Source organism: Flavobacterium sp. W1B (assembly GCF_047344965.1).
In the GTDB taxonomy this organism is placed as follows: Bacteria; Bacteroidota; Bacteroidia; order Flavobacteriales; family Flavobacteriaceae; genus Flavobacterium.
This window is the reverse complement of the sequence record NZ_CP178845.1, coordinates 2,166,202-2,181,316: the sequence shown is the minus strand read 5'-3', so window position 1 is coordinate 2,181,316 and position 15,115 is coordinate 2,166,202. Positions and strand designations below refer to the sequence as shown.

Annotated in this window: 18 protein-coding genes, 1 tRNA gene and 1 pseudogene; 18 read left to right on the top strand and 2 right to left on the bottom strand. The window is 34.7% G+C overall.

The window, feature by feature from the left end:
* Positions 1–9: 9 nt before the first annotated feature.
* Entirely contained in the window at positions 10–558 is a 549-nt protein-coding gene (locus ACMDB5_RS09440) for a hypothetical protein (protein ID WP_413998011.1), read from the bottom strand.
* Positions 559–644: 86 nt separating this feature from the next.
* On the opposite strand from ACMDB5_RS09440, the gene ACMDB5_RS09435 reads away from it, so the two are divergent.
* The 6 genes and pseudogenes from ACMDB5_RS09435 (at position 645) to ACMDB5_RS09410 (ending at position 3,661) form a co-directional block, all read left to right on the top strand.
* Positions 645–893: a hypothetical protein gene (locus ACMDB5_RS09435; protein ID WP_413998010.1), complete on the top strand. Its 249-nt coding sequence runs from the start codon at positions 645–647 to the stop codon at positions 891–893.
* 164 nt (positions 894–1,057) lie between these two features.
* The gene (locus tag ACMDB5_RS09430) at positions 1,058–1,498 is read left to right on the top strand and encodes a KTSC domain-containing protein (RefSeq protein ID WP_413998009.1); all 441 of its coding nucleotides are present in this window, start codon (positions 1,058–1,060) and stop codon (positions 1,496–1,498) included.
* Between the two features lie 152 nt (positions 1,499–1,650).
* Complete coding sequence (locus tag ACMDB5_RS09425; RefSeq protein WP_413998008.1) at positions 1,651–1,890, top strand: hypothetical protein; 240 nt, start codon at positions 1,651–1,653, stop codon at positions 1,888–1,890.
* A gap of 334 nt (positions 1,891–2,224) precedes the next feature.
* Entirely contained in the window at positions 2,225–3,001 is a 777-nt protein-coding gene (locus ACMDB5_RS09420; protein WP_413998007.1) for a DUF4369 domain-containing protein, read from the top strand.
* Positions 3,002–3,019: 18 nt separating this feature from the next.
* Positions 3,020–3,406: pseudogene (locus ACMDB5_RS09415) on the top strand (TlpA family protein disulfide reductase); the annotation flags it as partial.
* Between the two features lie 174 nt (positions 3,407–3,580).
* A tRNA-Tyr gene (locus ACMDB5_RS09410) sits at positions 3,581–3,661 on the top strand.
* A 452-nt stretch (positions 3,662–4,113) separates the two neighbouring features.
* On the opposite strand, the gene ACMDB5_RS09405 is transcribed toward ACMDB5_RS09410, so the two are convergent.
* Positions 4,114–4,341: a zf-TFIIB domain-containing protein gene (locus ACMDB5_RS09405; RefSeq protein ID WP_413998006.1), complete on the bottom strand. Its 228-nt coding sequence runs from the start codon at positions 4,339–4,341 to the stop codon at positions 4,114–4,116.
* Positions 4,342–4,724: 383 nt separating this feature from the next.
* Between ACMDB5_RS09405 and ACMDB5_RS09400 the strand changes: the two genes are divergently transcribed.
* The 12 genes from ACMDB5_RS09400 (at position 4,725) to ACMDB5_RS09345 (ending at position 15,112) form a co-directional block, all read left to right on the top strand.
* Entirely contained in the window at positions 4,725–5,114 is a 390-nt protein-coding gene (locus tag ACMDB5_RS09400) for a hypothetical protein (protein WP_413998005.1), read from the top strand.
* Positions 5,115–5,683: 569 nt separating this feature from the next.
* Complete coding sequence (gene ureA / locus ACMDB5_RS09395; protein WP_301056723.1) at positions 5,684–5,986, top strand: urease subunit gamma; 303 nt, start codon at positions 5,684–5,686, stop codon at positions 5,984–5,986.
* Between the two features lie 18 nt (positions 5,987–6,004).
* Positions 6,005–6,376 (top strand): urease subunit beta, encoded by a 372-nt coding sequence (ureB, locus tag ACMDB5_RS09390; RefSeq protein WP_413998004.1) that lies wholly within the window; start codon positions 6,005–6,007, stop codon positions 6,374–6,376.
* On the top strand, positions 6,373–8,094 hold the full coding sequence (ureC, locus tag ACMDB5_RS09385; protein WP_413998003.1) for an urease subunit alpha: 1,722 nt from the start codon (positions 6,373–6,375) through the stop codon (positions 8,092–8,094). Before ureB ends, ureC begins: the two co-directional genes overlap by 4 nt.
* Positions 8,095–8,184: 90 nt before the next feature.
* The gene (locus tag ACMDB5_RS09380) at positions 8,185–8,775 is read left to right on the top strand and encodes a hypothetical protein (protein WP_413998002.1); all 591 of its coding nucleotides are present in this window, start codon (positions 8,185–8,187) and stop codon (positions 8,773–8,775) included.
* Entirely contained in the window at positions 8,772–9,275 is a 504-nt protein-coding gene (gene ureE, locus ACMDB5_RS09375; RefSeq protein WP_413998001.1) for an urease accessory protein UreE, read from the top strand. Before ACMDB5_RS09380 ends, ureE begins: the two co-directional genes overlap by 4 nt.
* Before the next feature lies 1 nt (position 9,276).
* Entirely contained in the window at positions 9,277–9,972 is a 696-nt protein-coding gene (locus ACMDB5_RS09370) for an urease accessory protein UreF (protein WP_413998000.1), read from the top strand.
* Between the two features lie 17 nt (positions 9,973–9,989).
* Positions 9,990–10,628 (top strand): urease accessory protein UreG, encoded by a 639-nt coding sequence (gene ureG / locus ACMDB5_RS09365; protein WP_413997999.1) that lies wholly within the window; start codon positions 9,990–9,992, stop codon positions 10,626–10,628.
* Positions 10,629–10,633: 5 nt separating this feature from the next.
* Positions 10,634–11,431: an urease accessory protein UreD gene (locus ACMDB5_RS09360; RefSeq protein WP_413997998.1), complete on the top strand. Its 798-nt coding sequence runs from the start codon at positions 10,634–10,636 to the stop codon at positions 11,429–11,431.
* 7 nt (positions 11,432–11,438) lie between these two features.
* Positions 11,439–12,137 (top strand): hypothetical protein, encoded by a 699-nt coding sequence (locus ACMDB5_RS09355; protein WP_413997997.1) that lies wholly within the window; start codon positions 11,439–11,441, stop codon positions 12,135–12,137.
* A 33-nt stretch (positions 12,138–12,170) separates the two neighbouring features.
* The gene (locus tag ACMDB5_RS09350) at positions 12,171–13,052 is read left to right on the top strand and encodes an urea transporter (RefSeq protein WP_413997996.1); all 882 of its coding nucleotides are present in this window, start codon (positions 12,171–12,173) and stop codon (positions 13,050–13,052) included.
* 29 nt (positions 13,053–13,081) lie between these two features.
* On the top strand, positions 13,082–15,112 hold the full coding sequence (locus ACMDB5_RS09345) for a TonB-dependent receptor (protein ID WP_413997995.1): 2,031 nt from the start codon (positions 13,082–13,084) through the stop codon (positions 15,110–15,112).
* Positions 15,113–15,115: the final 3 nt, after the last annotated feature.

The following is a 15,115-nucleotide window of genomic DNA, read 5'->3' as shown; positions in this document are numbered from 1 at the left end:
GAGTACTTTTTAAGATCCTAATTCTCTTTTTATTTCCTCTAATGTTTTAGTGGTAAAAATCAATTGATCGATTATTTCTTTTCTTAAAACATCCAAATCATCGTATTCGAAATGTTTGGCCCATGAAGTCAAATTAAAAAGATTCCGAATTTGTTTGATCTTTTTAGTCGTTTCAAAACTAGTTCGAAGTACCGCCTTATTATCATAATTGGGATTGTTCTTATGCTGATAGTTTACGGTTCCTTTTGCGTAATCGGCAGCTAAATAATACAATTCCTCCAAAGCATTATCAGGATAAAAATCCTCCCAAAGAGCAAAACCTAATTTTATTTTCGATTGCGATTCGGGCTCCATCGGCTCTAAACGCCATTTACTATTTGCTAATCTTCCCCAATGATTGGATAATCTATACATCCCCGCCTCGGTGTAATAGTAAGAACTTCCTGCTTTACTTTGAAACTGAGGCTGTAGTCCTTCGATAGAATCCAAAAACATTTCATTAAAAACACAAAAGGTATTTTTGAACGAATTAGGGCTAGGTCGAAAAATTTTTTCCATGGGCAAATATAATCAGAAAGACACGAACATAGCAATACAAGCAATAATTGATTAACTTTGCCCATTCGAAATTAAAAAATAAGATTATGACCAAAGGTGCCGAAGAAAGAATGTTACAAAAAGGGGTTTTTACAGGAATAATAGAAAAGGATGAAAACAACAATTTTTTTTGTGGTGAATTTCTTTTAGATTACAAAATGGTTCAGGCTAAACACGCTGTTGGCGATATGATTACTATCAAATCAGTAATAGAAAATCCAAGTGACATCAGCTACAATAAATACCCAAAAAAGTCAAAAAACTTTGACAAAGCAAACAATAAACCACAGCAATAATTTTTATTTTTAGAGACACTAAAAACAAATAAAAAGCTCATTTTTTGATTTTTTTTTTACTATAAAGTAAAAACTTAAAAAAAAGTGTACCTTTGCAAAAAATTGTTGATTTTGGAATTATATCATATTAGTTCCATATTAAAAGACAAGTAGTTACCATATTTATGAAAAAAATAGTTGAATACCGCAAGCTGCTAAACGTAGAAAAAACTGCAGAGTTAAAAGATTTAAAAACCATCTACCGCAATGCGATGAAAGAAGCACATCCTGATAAATTTCAAGGAGATGATGCTGGTTTAAAAGCTGCCGAAGAAAACAGCAAAAAAATTATTGAAGCTTATCATTTTTTGGTAAGTATCAATCCAGAAACTATCAAACAAAACTTGCCAGAATATACTGAAACGATTTCTACATCTACAATTACAGATTACAAATTTGTTGAAGGTAGATTGATTATCAATTTTTCTAACGGTAGTGTTTACGAATACATCAGTGTTCCGAAAGCAACTTATGTAAAAATGGTAAATGCTGATTCTCCTGGAAGATTTGCAAAAAGACATATCCTTAATTCTTTTACTTGGAGAAAAACGCTTAACCAAGATTAGATTTAAACAGAATAAATTAAAAAACACCCTTATCGAGGGTGTTTTTTTTATGCTTTATATTTTAAAAAATGGAAAACAAAGGAAAACGATTGTTAAATTAACTTGGTTTTAGTACTTTTAAGAACTAATTCAAAAAACCAAATCTATTTATCATGGATGACCCTTGCAGTTTATACAAATCACAGTGCAAAAAAGCAAAAGAAACACTAGACCAATTATTAGCACAAAAAACTGATATCGACTTAAAACTAGAATCCGATCCTATTAGTGCTGCTCTTCATAAAGAATTAAGAACGGTAAATCTAGATATCAAAATTACTTTAAACGAGTTGGAACATGCAGAGTCTAGTCTTCAAGATTGTGAAGTAAAATACAATCTAACTCGAAATTAAAGTGGGTCTAAAACAATAAAACAGACTATTTTACAATTTATTGCATTAGTCTAGCTATTACTCATTTATAAATTAAATAAAATTTTAATTTATACTCTTTTTCTTGTCGACTATTTAAGAATTAAAAAAAAAATTAATTCTCATTTAAGCAACTACTTTAGCCTTACAACTAATTGTAGAAAAAACACTTAAACATAAAAACCCTATTAAAAAAATTAACAAATAAGCGGTATTTACGATATTAAAATATAACAAAAATTTAGGTCATAAAAACATTTATACTTTAATAAAATTAGATACTTTTGCACACTTAACTTAATTAACTAAATTAATAATGAAAAAAATAGTTTTATTACTTTCAGCTACTGTTGTTTTTATTTCTTGTAGCAAAGTTGGAAAAGATGAATTCCTAATCACAGGTACCGCAACCGGTATTGAAAACGGCAAAACAATAATCTTAGAAACACAAGATGCTAACGGTATGGGATTAGTTTCTATTGATACCGTAAAAGTCGAGAATGGTAAATTTGAAATTAAAGGAAAAGTTACTGAACCGTCTTTCCATATGTTGCAATTAGAATCAGTTCCTGGTAAAGAGCCTTATGGAAAAATTCCTTTTATCCTAGAAAACGGTGAAATTACTATAGCAATAAACAAAGACAGTATTCAAAATTCTAAAGTTTCAGGAACTTATAGCAATGACGAGTATGTTAAATTCAATGAAGAAATGAAAGTAGTTCAAAAGAGCCTAATGGATTTTCAGAATAAAAACATGGAAGCAATGAAAACAGCACAACAAACTCAAGATACTGCTGTAATCAACAATTTAATGAAAGGTTATTCAAAAATACAAGAAGAAGTTGGTGTTGCCTCTAAAGCAAAATACACAACTTATGCTGAAACACATCCAAAATCTTTCATAAGCGCCCTAATTATACAAGGAATGCTTAATGACCCAAGTGCTGACGTTAAAAAAACAGAATCTATATTCAACAGCTTAGACGAGTCTTTAAAAAACACAAAACCAGGTAAAGCAATCAAAACAAGGCTTACTGAAATGAAATCGCCTTCTGTTGGTGCTTCTGCTCCAACTGTTGGTGACGCTAAATGAACTTCCGATTTTTCGGCTCCTAATCCTCAAGGGAAAGTTGTTTCTCTAAAAGAAAGTTTAGGAAAAGTAACAATTGTAGATTTCTGGGCATCTTGGTGTGGTCCTTGTCGTCAAGAAAATCCAAACGTAGTTGCAATTTACAAAGAGTTGCATTCAAAAGGATTAAACATCATTGGTGTTTCACTAGACAAAGATGCCGCTAAATGGAAAGAAGCCATCGCTAAAGATAAATTAACCTGGACACAGGTTTCTAATCTAAAGTTTTGGGATGAACCAATAGCCAAACAATATCAAGTTGAATCTATTCCTGCTACTTTTATACTAGATGCTTCTGGAAAAGTAGTCGCAAAAGACTTAAGAGGTGATGAACTTAGAGCAAAAATCATAGAACTTTTGGCTAAATAATCCATTTCTTCCTATAAAATTAAAATCTCCCTAGTGGAGATTTTTTTTTATTTTATTCAATACCAATACGTTAAAAACAATACTAAAATTAAGTGTAAAATTAGTTTGCAGAAACAAAAACTGTTCCTATATTTGCACCGCTAACAACAGCTAACTGTTGTACTCAAAGGCTTAGGGGAGATACTCAAGCGGCCAACGAGGGCAGACTGTAAATCTGCTGTGAAAACTTCGCAGGTTCGAATCCTGCTCTCCCCACAAAAACGCTTCAAGAAATTGAAGCGTTTTTTTTATACTATATTTTGGATATTTTATAGATCAAGTATAAAGTGTAAAACTTTACCCAACCTAAGCAATCAGAAAATGAATAGCAACTTTAAAGAAATTGGAGGTGTTTGCGGGATTCAAAAAGAAATTACACTCAATTGTAGTCTGTCACCTATTTTCGACGTCTATAACGCTTAAAAACGGAATTTCTATAAAAACTACCACATCGAAAAAAATAGTTTTAGGTAAAAACCCAGATGTTCATTTAAAACTGAAATTTGATGATCAATTTGATCTTTTTTATTCCATATAAACTAACCAACATACACCACGATCAACAACTTTTAGCGAATAAAAGCAATCAAAAACAAAAAAAAGCTATTCAAAACCTGAATAGCTTTTTCATCTAAAGATAAAAATGTCTTAAATAAAAACATTAGAGATTAAAAATCAAATATTTCACCTAAAAAAGATTTCTTTTTATAATTTGAATTCCTTTGATCATAATCATTTCCTCTATGTTCTCTATCAACTTTAAAATTATCATTATTGGCTTTTGAATAATTTTGATTTGACGATCTTTCAATAATTTTATCTAATTCACCACGATCAAGCCAAATACCGCGACAATTTGGGCAATAATCAATTTCGATTCCATTTTTATCACTCATTAAGAGCGTCTCATTACAGGCAGGACATTTCATATTTTCTATTAAAGTTTTATGTAACTTTCAAATGTAAAAAAAATAAAACATAAACATCTGTAAATATAAAACTTAACATTTTATTACAATATCTGAATAAAATTCAGAAAGAATATAACGTTTCAAGCCTAGTTTATACAATAAGAGAATATAACATCCAACTGTAACCCAAATCTTTAACTACAACTTCATCACAAATAACAACACAACCAATAAGTATCTGAAAAAATGACCAAAGAATTGGTACCGTTTTATTACAGAAAATTCAAGATTTGTGCTATTCAACCCTATTCATTTTGTTCTAATTTTGTCATTGTCGAAGAAATAAGTCTTCAATCCAGACAACAACAATGAAAACAATTTACCGTTTAATTTTACCCTTTGCCATACTGATGGGCTTTTTAAGCTCCGGCCAATGTATAGCTAAAGATATAAGCGGGAACAAAAGTGCTCAAGTTATCACCACAGATTCAACTGAAGCTAATCTTTTATTTATAAGTCCATTTGTTGATTCCTGTCAAAAGGATTTGAATTTATCTGATGATGTTAATGAAGAGGATTCCTCCAATTTAGATTATGTAAAATCAGCATTTTTATTAAATTCAATCTTATACAATACCAATTCTTCGCATACTGCAAAAAACGGTCTAAAAGACAAACAATCCCTTCTAGGGAACATGATTCCCGTAAGGAACATGCCTAGATATATACTCTTCCATACTTTACAAATTCATTTCTAGTTTTATTTGCTACTGCTAAGTTGTGATAATGGCATTGCCGTTTTCAAATAAAATCATTCTAGATTTCATAAGTGAGTACTTTTTAGTAGAAATACCTTTTTTCGATAAAGAACTTGAAAGCAAAATTAACAGCTTCTCGTCCTTGTCAGGATTTGTGCATCTTATATTTACTAGTTAAGTCCTTCCCATACGTCTTTTTTGGTTAGTTCAATCTGTTATTTAAAGCTAAATATTAAATTATTCTAGGCATTAATTTTCCTGAATAAATTTAATAAAAACTCTCTTCAGATTGAGTGAAGTCAAAACCTTTTTATCAATACTTAACAAACCAAAAATTAAACCAAATCGAAATTACATAAAAACGCACAAAACACAACAAAAACAAGAAAATAACAAAACTAAGCTACTGATACACTGAAATATATAAAATATTAATGTTAAATTTGAGTGTATTTACAACTAATTTTTTGTAGTAAAACCCTAAAAAAACTAGACAAAATTAATGTTCCGATTTATCAAAATATAAAAAACAAATTAGTCAAAATATCTCACCACTAAATCATTAAATTATGCACTTAACACCCAGGGAAATCGAAAAGCTGATGCTACATACAGCTGGCGAACTAGCTCAAAAAAGAAAAGCTCGAGGCTTAAAATTAAATTATCCAGAAACGATTGCACTTATAAGTAGTGAATTACTAGAATGTGCTCGAGATGGCAAAACTGTAGCCGAGCTAATGCAGTACGGCGCTACACTTCTTCGAAGAGAAGATGTAATGGAAGGCGTTCCAGAAATGATCCACGATATACAAATCGAAGCGACATTTCCTGATGGAACAAAACTAGTAACTGTTCACAATCCAGTCCGTTAAACTAAACAAACTATTATTATGATCCCAGGAGAAATATTTATAAAAGATAGCGATATCATTTGTAATGAAGGTCGAAATACGATAAAATTAAAAGTAACAAATACAGGTGACCGACCTATTCAGGTAGGTTCTCATTTTCATTTTTTTGAAGTAAACAGAAAGATGTCTTTTGATAGAGAAAAAGCATTTGGCATGCGATTAAACATTATTGCCAGCACGGCAATCCGATTTGAGCCAGGAGAAGAAAAAGAAGTTGAATTGACCGAGTTTGGAGGCGCCCAACGTCTTTTTGGCCACAATGACTTAGTCAACGGAGATACCTCTCCCCAAAATAAGGCAGCAGCACTACAAAAATTAGAATTAGGTCAATTTAAAAATGTTAAATCATGAGCTTAAAAGTAAATAGAAAAAATTACACCAGTATTTTTGGCCCTACTGTGGGTGATAAAATCCGACTTGGTGACACTGAAATTATCATCGAAATTGAAAAAGATTTTTGTTCTTATGGGGACGAAGCCAAATTTGGTGGTGGTAAAACCGTTAGAGATGGAATGTGCCAATCGTCAACTGCATTGAGAGATGAAGGAGTTCTGGATTTTGTAATTTGTGGGGCCACAATAATTGACCACTGGGGAATTGTAAAAGCAGATATCGGTATCAAAGACGGTAGAATCATAGGTATCGGTCGCGCTGGAAATCCGGATATTACAGATAATATTACACCTGGTATGATTATCGGTGCTGCAACCGAAGTTCACGGCGGTCATGGATATATCGTCACTGCTGGAGGTATTGATACTCACATTCACTTTATCAGTCCGACGCAAATGGAAACTGCTTTATATAGTGGTGTCACGACATTGATTGGAGGAGGAACAGGCCCTGCTGATGGTACACTTGCTACTACTGTTACCCCTGGAAAACACAATATCAAACGCATGCTTCAAGCAGCAGAGACATTTCCTGTAAACGTAGGTTTCTTCGGAAAAGGAAATATAGCTACCGAAGCGCCAATTGAAGAACAAATCGAAGCGGGTGCTTTAGGGGTAAAAATACACGAAGACTGGGGAGCAACTCCGTCCGTTATTGACGCAGCATTAAAAGTGGCCGACAAATACGATGTACAGGTTGCCATCCATACCGATACCTTAAACGAGAGTGGATTTTTAGAAGATACGATGAATGCAATTGCTGGTCGTGTTATCCATACTTTCCACACCGAAGGCGCCGGTGGAGGTCACGCTCCAGACATTATCAAAGCAGCAATGTATCCAAATGTATTGCCGGCTTCTACAAACCCAACTCGTCCCTATACAAAAAACACCATTGACGAACACTTAGATATGTTAATGGTTTGTCATCACTTGAGCCCTAATATCCCGGAAGATGTTGCCTTTGCCGATTCTCGTATTCGTCCTGAAACTATTGCAGCCGAAGATGTTCTTCAAGATATGGGTGTATTTAGCATCATGAGTTCTGACTCTCAAGCGATGGGACGTATAGGTGAAGTAATTACTCGTACCTGGCAAACTGCAGATAAAATGAAAAAACAAAAAGGTCATTTATCTGAAGATGCAAATAACAATAACGACAACTACCGTGCTAAAAGGTATGTTTCTAAATATACAATCAACCCGGCAATAGCGCACGGAATCTCCAATCATGTTGGTTCTATTGAAGTTGGAAAAATTGCCGATTTAGTTATTTGGAAACCGGCTTTATTTGGAGTAAAACCAGAAATGATTGTAAAAGGTGGAATGATTGCAGCCAGCAAAATGGGAGACGCCAATGCTTCTATCCCTACTCCACAGCCAATTATCATCCGAAATATGTTTGGTTCATATGGCAGGGCTTTAACAAAAACAGTCTTTACATTTGTATCTCAGGTATCTATAGATAGAGGAATTGCAGAAGAATACGGATTGGAAAAAACACTTTTAGCAGTTTCCAATTGTAGAAATATCGGCAAGAAAGATATGATCCACAACGATGCTACGCCAGAAATCATAGTTAATCCGGAGAATTATACTGTAACGATTGATGGCGAAAAGATAACTTGTCCTCCTGCTGACAAGCTTTCATTAGCACAACTATATTTCTTATTTTAGATAGTACTACTTTCTAATTTCACTATGGTAGCTAAGGTTATCATAGTGAAATCAGGAAGATACACTATTGACTTTATTAATTAACAATTTATGAATAAGTTCAAAATCAATTTGGTTTTAACCATTGTACTATTATGTTCTTCTTTTACTGGAGTATATGCTCAAAAAGGATCATTAATGGCATATGGTTCTTTAAACTATAAAAACAATAACAACAACGGTAGCAGTTTTGGTGCCAACCCACTCGGATTAGGATATTTTTTTAATGATCATGTGGTAGCTGGTATGAATTACGCTTTTGACAGAGAGAAAAACGCAATAGGAGACCTTATTAGTTCACATAACGAAGTAGGTCCTTTCTATAGCGATTCATGGAAAATTGGAGATCACTTTGTAATCATCGCACAAGTTGACGCACATTACGTTTGGGGGAATACTTTGATGAATATGCCAACTGGATATGGCTATAACGGCTATCTGACTAGGATATATCCCATAGTTGCTGTTTCGCTAGGTCATGGATGGGCGCTTAAAGCTAAATTTGCCGAATTTTCATTCCAACAAACAACCGGAGATGATGCAAATAAAACGCGCGATCGCACACTTATCGCTGGTGTAAATGGCTCTACTCTTGGTATTGGCGTTTCTAAAAACATCTCTCTTAAAAAGAAAACACAATGATTATACAGCAAATAATTGGAAATAAAGTAACGCATCCAGTTGATGGTCTTGAAATCGATCTTTTAGAAATCGAATGGTTTGAAACCACCAAAAGAATACAACGCAAAAACAGTAATTCCGGGATGGAAATTGCGATTAAATTTATACAAGAAGGCCAACGTTTACACCAAGACGACATATTATATCAGGACGACAAAAAAGTGGTTTTGGTACATATTAAACCTTGTGAAGCTATTGTAATGACACCGGCATCACTGCTAGAAATGGGAACCATTTGTTATGAGATTGGCAACAAACATCTGCCTCTTTTCATCCAAGACGACAAGATAATGATGCCTTTTGAAATGCCAATGTTCCGATGGTTGGAGGCTAGCGGTTATTTTCCAGAAAAACAAGAACTTCAATTATTGCATTTATTAAAATCGAACGTAGCGCCACACGGTCACGGAAACACTTCGTTATTTACCAAAATTTTAAATATCGCATCATCAAATGACTAATATGGAAAACACAATCACGTATTTGGGCAGTTTATTGCATTTGGCGGATCCAACATTACCAATTGGAGGATATTCACACTCTAATGGATTGGAAACTTATGTTCAAGATGAGAATGTCAATAGTGTTGCCGCTGCAAAGTTATTTGTCACAAATATGTTGATGTACAACGTAAAATACAATGATGCTTCCTTTTTGAAGTTGGCGTATGAAGCGACTGCTGCAGGAGATATGGAAACAATTATCAAACTGGATCAGGAATGCACGGCTTTAAAAAGTCCAAGAGAAATAAGGGAAGCCAGTCAAAAGCTGGGAATACGTTTGATAAAAATTTTCCGCAGACAAAAAGCATTTGACATCATTAAAGAGTACGAAAACGCAATTAATAAAAAAGAGGCCACAGCACATTATTGCATTGCTTTTGGAATGTATGCACAACTGCTTGAGATTCCCCTTGCAGAAGCACTATTTGCTTTTTATTATAACGCTGCCATCGGGATGATTACAAATTCTGTAAAACTGATACCGCTAGGTCAGTTGGACGGACAGGATATTCTTTTTGAATTACAACCTTTAATTAAACAACTTGCAAAAGAAACATTAACAGTAGAAAGAGAACTTGTAGGCTTATGTAATATAGCTTTCGATATTCGCTGCATGCAGCACGAAAGACTTTATTCAAGATTATACATGTCTTAAAAATAAAATAAAAAAAAATGGTAACAAGAAAATATGTTAAAATAGGTGTTGCGGGTCCGGTAGGTTCTGGAAAAACAGCTTTACTAGAACGCTTGAGTCGCAAAATGCTCAATGATTATAAAATTGGTGTAATCACCAACGACATCTATACCAAGGAAGATGCCGAATATATGGTAAAAAATAGTTTATTACCTAAAGAAAGAATCATCGGTGTTGAAACTGGTGGCTGTCCACACACTGCAATTCGCGAGGATGCAAGTATGAACCTTGAGGCAGTGGACGAATTGGTATCGCGTTTTCCGGATATCGAATTAATTCTAATTGAAAGCGGCGGAGATAACCTTTCTGCTACCTTTTCACCGGACCTTGCAGATGTAACCATATTTGTAATTGACGTTGCCGAAGGAGAAAAAATTCCACGTAAAGGTGGTCCTGGTATTACAAGATCAGATCTGCTTTTGATTAACAAAATTGACTTAGCTCCTTATGTTGGTGCAAGCCTAGAAGTGATGGAAAATGATGCCAGAAGAATGAGAAAAGGAGCCCCATTTGTTTTTTCAAACCTTAGATCTACCGAAGGAATCGACGAAGTTATTGGTTGGATCAAGAAATATGCGTTGTTAGAAGATGTTGAAGAACCAAATTTAATTAGATAAGGCAAATGGTAAGTACCTTAAAAATAGAAGTAGAAGAAAGACAAGGACAATCGTTTTTAAGAGATGCTTTTGTTATGCAACCCTTTAGAGTAACACCCGTTGGTCAATACAAAACCGACGGTGCTGCTTACCTAATGATTTCGAGTACATCACCAGGAATCCTCAGTGGTGATGTTTATGACATCAAGGTTCACGTAAAGAAAAATGCGCGTTTGCAATTACAATCGCAATCCTACCAACGATTGTTCAATATGGAAGGCAGTGCTTCGCAAGTCATTGCGATAAATATGGAAAAAAACACTGCATTTTCTTATGTACCGCATCCTATTGTACCGCATGAAGATTCGAATTTTAAAAGCATAAATACAATTAATATCGAAGATGGCTGCGAACTGACAATCAGCGAAATTATTACCTGTGGCAGAAAACATTATGGAGAAACATTTAAATATGCGCATTTCCAAAATCTTATAGAAGTGTATCACCATGATCGACTAATTTTAAAGGATAATGTATTGCTAAAGCCAGAGATAATGCCATTGAATTCTTTAGGTCTTTTAGAAGGTTTTACACATCAAGGTACTTTGGTATACCTCAACACAAAAGAGGAAGATGTGACGGAACTAGTTGAGCATTTTTATACAGAAATGGAAAATTTAGAGGCAGTTTCATTTGGTATTAGCGAGATACAAAACAACGGATTTGTTATTCGTATTTTGGGTAATGGTGGAGAACAAATGTTTGATTTCTTTAAAAAGGTAGAGACATTCCTTTGGGAGAAACATATTGAAATAATAAAATAACGATAAAATGACCACAACATTATTCGCATTGGCGATAACCGCCATCAGCATTAGTTTTTTTCATACCGCGTCTGGACCAGATCACTATCTACCATTCATTGTATTATCGCGTTCTCGAAAATGGAGTATCTCCAAAACTATTATGCTCACGATAATATGTGGACTTGGACACATCTTGAGCTCTGTAGTTCTTGGTTTAATTGGAGTTTTCTTGGGATGGCAACTCAATAAAATCACTTTTTTTCAAGATTTTCGAGGTAACATTGCCAGTTGGGCTTTGCTGTTATTTGGTGCCATTTATTTACTTTATGGTCTTTGGTTAGCTTATAAAAATAAGGCGCACAAACATTTTGATGTAATGGGTGAAGATGTATTTGTATATACCCACAAACATGGCGAAATGGTTATGCCTAAAGATCGGGTTAAAGTAACACCATTAGTATTGTTTGCCATCTTTGTGATGGGGCCAAGCGAACCGCTTATACCATTGTTATTTTATTCTGGACTGAATCGTTCCATAACAGAAATTTTTACACTGATCAGTATTTTTACTATAAGTACAGTACTAACCATGCTCGCTATGGTGTTACTGGGTGTATATGGATATTCTTTTATAAAAACAGAAAAACTAGAACGCTTTACCCCTGCAATTAGCGGTGCAGTAGTAACGCTATGTGGTGTAGGCATGGTTTTTTTAGGCTGGTAAATTAAACTTTTTTAATGATCGAATTCAATTAATATGAAAAATATAAAAATAAGTGTAGAAACTATATTGAAGGGTATAGGTCAAATTATGCTTCAAGAAAGCGTATGGACCGGATTGCTTTTTTTGATTGCAATATGCTATGATTCGCTTCTTATGGGAATGGTTGCTGTGCTAAGTTCTCTTATTGGTGCATTGACAGCCAAAATATGTAACTTCGACAAAGACAATATAAAAGCGGGGCTTTATGGTTTTAATGCAACCTTAATTGGCGTAGGTTTGGTGTTTTTTTTTCAGACAAACCCTTTTATTTGGACAGCAATAATCGTAGGCACTATACTATCAACTTTGTTGATGGAATTTTCAATTCGTAAGAAGATCCCTTTTTTCACTTTCCCATTTATTGTCATAACAGCAATTGCAATAATAATAATAAAACATTTTAGTTTAGCTGTTCCTAGTGTCCCACAAAATACAGTTGTAATTGATGAGTTGCAAGATTTCATTGTAGTTGGTCATGCCTATAGCGAGGTAATCTTTCAAGGTACGATCGTAGCTGGATTAATCTTCTTCTTAGGCGTATTTGTAAGTAATCCAACTGCGGCTTTGTATGGATTTGTGGGTGCGATTTTCGCGGCTGCTATTGCCCATTATAATCATGATTCATCTAGTTTAATTAATGATGGAATGTTCAGCTTTAATGCCGTACTTTGCGGTATAGCGTGTAGTGGTACCAAACCTCGTGATGGAATTTACGTATTCCTATCGGTTGTTATTGCAACTTACTTTGATATTTTTATGATGCACAACGGCTGGATTACCTTAACTTTCCCTTTTGTATTATCAATGTGGGTAATTGTCCCATTAAAAAAATTAATTGGTCGTGTAGAACATATAACAGAAAAACCTACCAAATAAAAATAATTTAATAACATAAAATAAATAAATTGGATTTTAAATCTAAATTTCTTGCTGTTGGAACAATTTTGCTTCTTTTTCAAAATGGATTCGCACAAGATGTAAAGAAAACGGAAGCAGATACAATACATCTCGGCAAGATTATTATCAATAATGCTGATTTTAGAAAACAAGTGATGCAAGTCGATTTAAAAATGGCACCCGTAAACTCTGCACAAGATATTCTGCGCAAAGTACCAGGACTCTTTATTGCGCAGCATGCAGGAGGAGGAAAAGCCGAGCAGATTTTTTTACGCGGATTTGACAATGATCATGGTACCGATATTAGTGTTACTGCCGATGGTATTCCGGTAAATATTGTATCACATGCACACGGACAAGGATATGCTGATTTACATTTTCTAATCCCAGAAACCATAAAGGATATCGATTTTGGAAAAGGTGCCTACTATGCAGAAAAAGGAGATTTTAATACTTCAGGCTATGTCAATTTCACCACATTTGACCGATTAGAAAATAACCTTTTCAAGATTGAAGGCGGATCGTTCAATACCATGCGCGCAGTAACAATGCTAAATCTATTAAGCAGAGATGCTAAAGACAAGAACTTTTACGTTGCGGGTGAATTTAATTATTCTGATGGTCCATTTGATATAAAGCAGAATTTTAATCGCATTAATGTTCTTGCCAAATACAATCAATGGATCGATAGTAAACAATACATCTCCATCCTTGGCTCCACTTTTAGTTCCGGTTGGAACGCATCAGGGCAAATCCCCGAAAGAGCTGTAGCGCAAGGAATAATAGACCGCTGGGGTTCTATTGATCCTACAGAAGGTGGAAGTACTTCTAGAACTAATCTTGCGGTAAACTATCGATACCTTATCAACGAAAATGAAGAAGTGTCCAGTAATCTATTCTATTCAAGGTATAAATTCAATTTGTTCTCTGACTTTACCTTTTTCTTGAATGACCCCGTAAATGGCGATGAGATAGAGCAGACAGATAACCGCAGCATTTATGGTTTTGACAACAAATACATCCATCGTTATGCATTAGAAAACAGCAAAATAACCTGGACTTCAGGTATGGGCTTGCGTTTTGACGACATCAAAGATCTACAGCTCAGCCATGTATTTCAGCGCGATCTGCTGTTGAATAGACTCTCTGATGTAGCAGCGACAGAAATTAATATGCATGCGTATACCACGATGGACTGGAAAATTGGACAATGGACAATCAACCCAGCGGTTCGCATAGATCATTTCGTTTTTAATCTTCACGATCGTCTTAATAGTATTCCCGCGGGACAAGACGCATCTGCTACAAGGGTGAGTCCTAAATTAAATATTTCATATGCTCAAAACAGCAATCTTCAATGGTATTTGAAATCTGGTATGGGTTTCCATTCCAATGATGTTCGAGTAGTTGTGCAACAGCAAGGAAAGGAGATCTTGCCCTACTCTATCGGTAGCGATTTAGGTGTGATCATTCGTCCTACTAAAAATATGATTATCCAACCTGCATTATGGTACATTTTTCTGCAACAGGAATTTGTGTATGTTGGCGATGAAGCAGTTGTTGAACCATCTGGCAAAACACGCCGGTTGGGCGCTGACTTAAGCTTACGTTACCAACCCTTTTCGTGGTTATATATAGATAGCGACATCAATTATGCTCATGCACGTGCAATCGAGCAGCCAAGAGGAGAAGATTATATTCCGCTAGTACCAGCCTTGACAAGTACTGGTGGTGTAGCAATAAAAACTCCATCCGGATTCTCCGCAAATCTCAGATATCGTTATATGGATTCAAAACCAGCGACAGAAGACAATTCGGTAACTGCTAGAGGCTATTTTGTAAATGATCTCGTATTGGCATACGGCAAAAAAAGTTGGGAAGTAAATCTACTAGTCCAAAATTTATTTAATACCAAATGGAACGAAGCACAATTTGAAACAGAAACCAGACTTAAAAATGAGTCTAATCCGGTATCTGACTTGTGTTTCACACCAGGTACACCCTTTGCTGTAAAGGCAGGTCTTAGTTATAAATTCTAACAA

Coding starts and splice junctions, on each gene's coding strand:
- ACMDB5_RS09440 (WP_413998011.1), bottom strand. CDS start 558: ATGGAAAAAATTTTTCGACCTAGCCCTAATTCGTTCAAAAATACCTTT.
- ACMDB5_RS09435 (WP_413998010.1), top strand. CDS start 645: ATGACCAAAGGTGCCGAAGAAAGAATGTTACAAAAAGGGGTTTTTACA.
- ACMDB5_RS09430 (WP_413998009.1), top strand. CDS start 1,058: ATGAAAAAAATAGTTGAATACCGCAAGCTGCTAAACGTAGAAAAAACT.
- ACMDB5_RS09425 (WP_413998008.1), top strand. CDS start 1,651: ATGGATGACCCTTGCAGTTTATACAAATCACAGTGCAAAAAAGCAAAA.
- ACMDB5_RS09420 (WP_413998007.1), top strand. CDS start 2,225: ATGAAAAAAATAGTTTTATTACTTTCAGCTACTGTTGTTTTTATTTCT.
- ACMDB5_RS09405 (WP_413998006.1), bottom strand. CDS start 4,341: ATGAGTGATAAAAATGGAATCGAAATTGATTATTGCCCAAATTGTCGC.
- ACMDB5_RS09400 (WP_413998005.1), top strand. CDS start 4,725: ATGAAAACAATTTACCGTTTAATTTTACCCTTTGCCATACTGATGGGC.
- ureA (WP_301056723.1), top strand. CDS start 5,684: ATGCACTTAACACCCAGGGAAATCGAAAAGCTGATGCTACATACAGCT.
- ureB (WP_413998004.1), top strand. CDS start 6,005: ATGATCCCAGGAGAAATATTTATAAAAGATAGCGATATCATTTGTAAT.
- ureC (WP_413998003.1), top strand. CDS start 6,373: ATGAGCTTAAAAGTAAATAGAAAAAATTACACCAGTATTTTTGGCCCT.
- ACMDB5_RS09380 (WP_413998002.1), top strand. CDS start 8,185: ATGAATAAGTTCAAAATCAATTTGGTTTTAACCATTGTACTATTATGT.
- ureE (WP_413998001.1), top strand. CDS start 8,772: ATGATTATACAGCAAATAATTGGAAATAAAGTAACGCATCCAGTTGAT.
- ACMDB5_RS09370 (WP_413998000.1), top strand. CDS start 9,277: ATGGAAAACACAATCACGTATTTGGGCAGTTTATTGCATTTGGCGGAT.
- ureG (WP_413997999.1), top strand. CDS start 9,990: ATGGTAACAAGAAAATATGTTAAAATAGGTGTTGCGGGTCCGGTAGGT.
- ACMDB5_RS09360 (WP_413997998.1), top strand. CDS start 10,634: ATGGTAAGTACCTTAAAAATAGAAGTAGAAGAAAGACAAGGACAATCG.
- ACMDB5_RS09355 (WP_413997997.1), top strand. CDS start 11,439: ATGACCACAACATTATTCGCATTGGCGATAACCGCCATCAGCATTAGT.
- ACMDB5_RS09350 (WP_413997996.1), top strand. CDS start 12,171: ATGAAAAATATAAAAATAAGTGTAGAAACTATATTGAAGGGTATAGGT.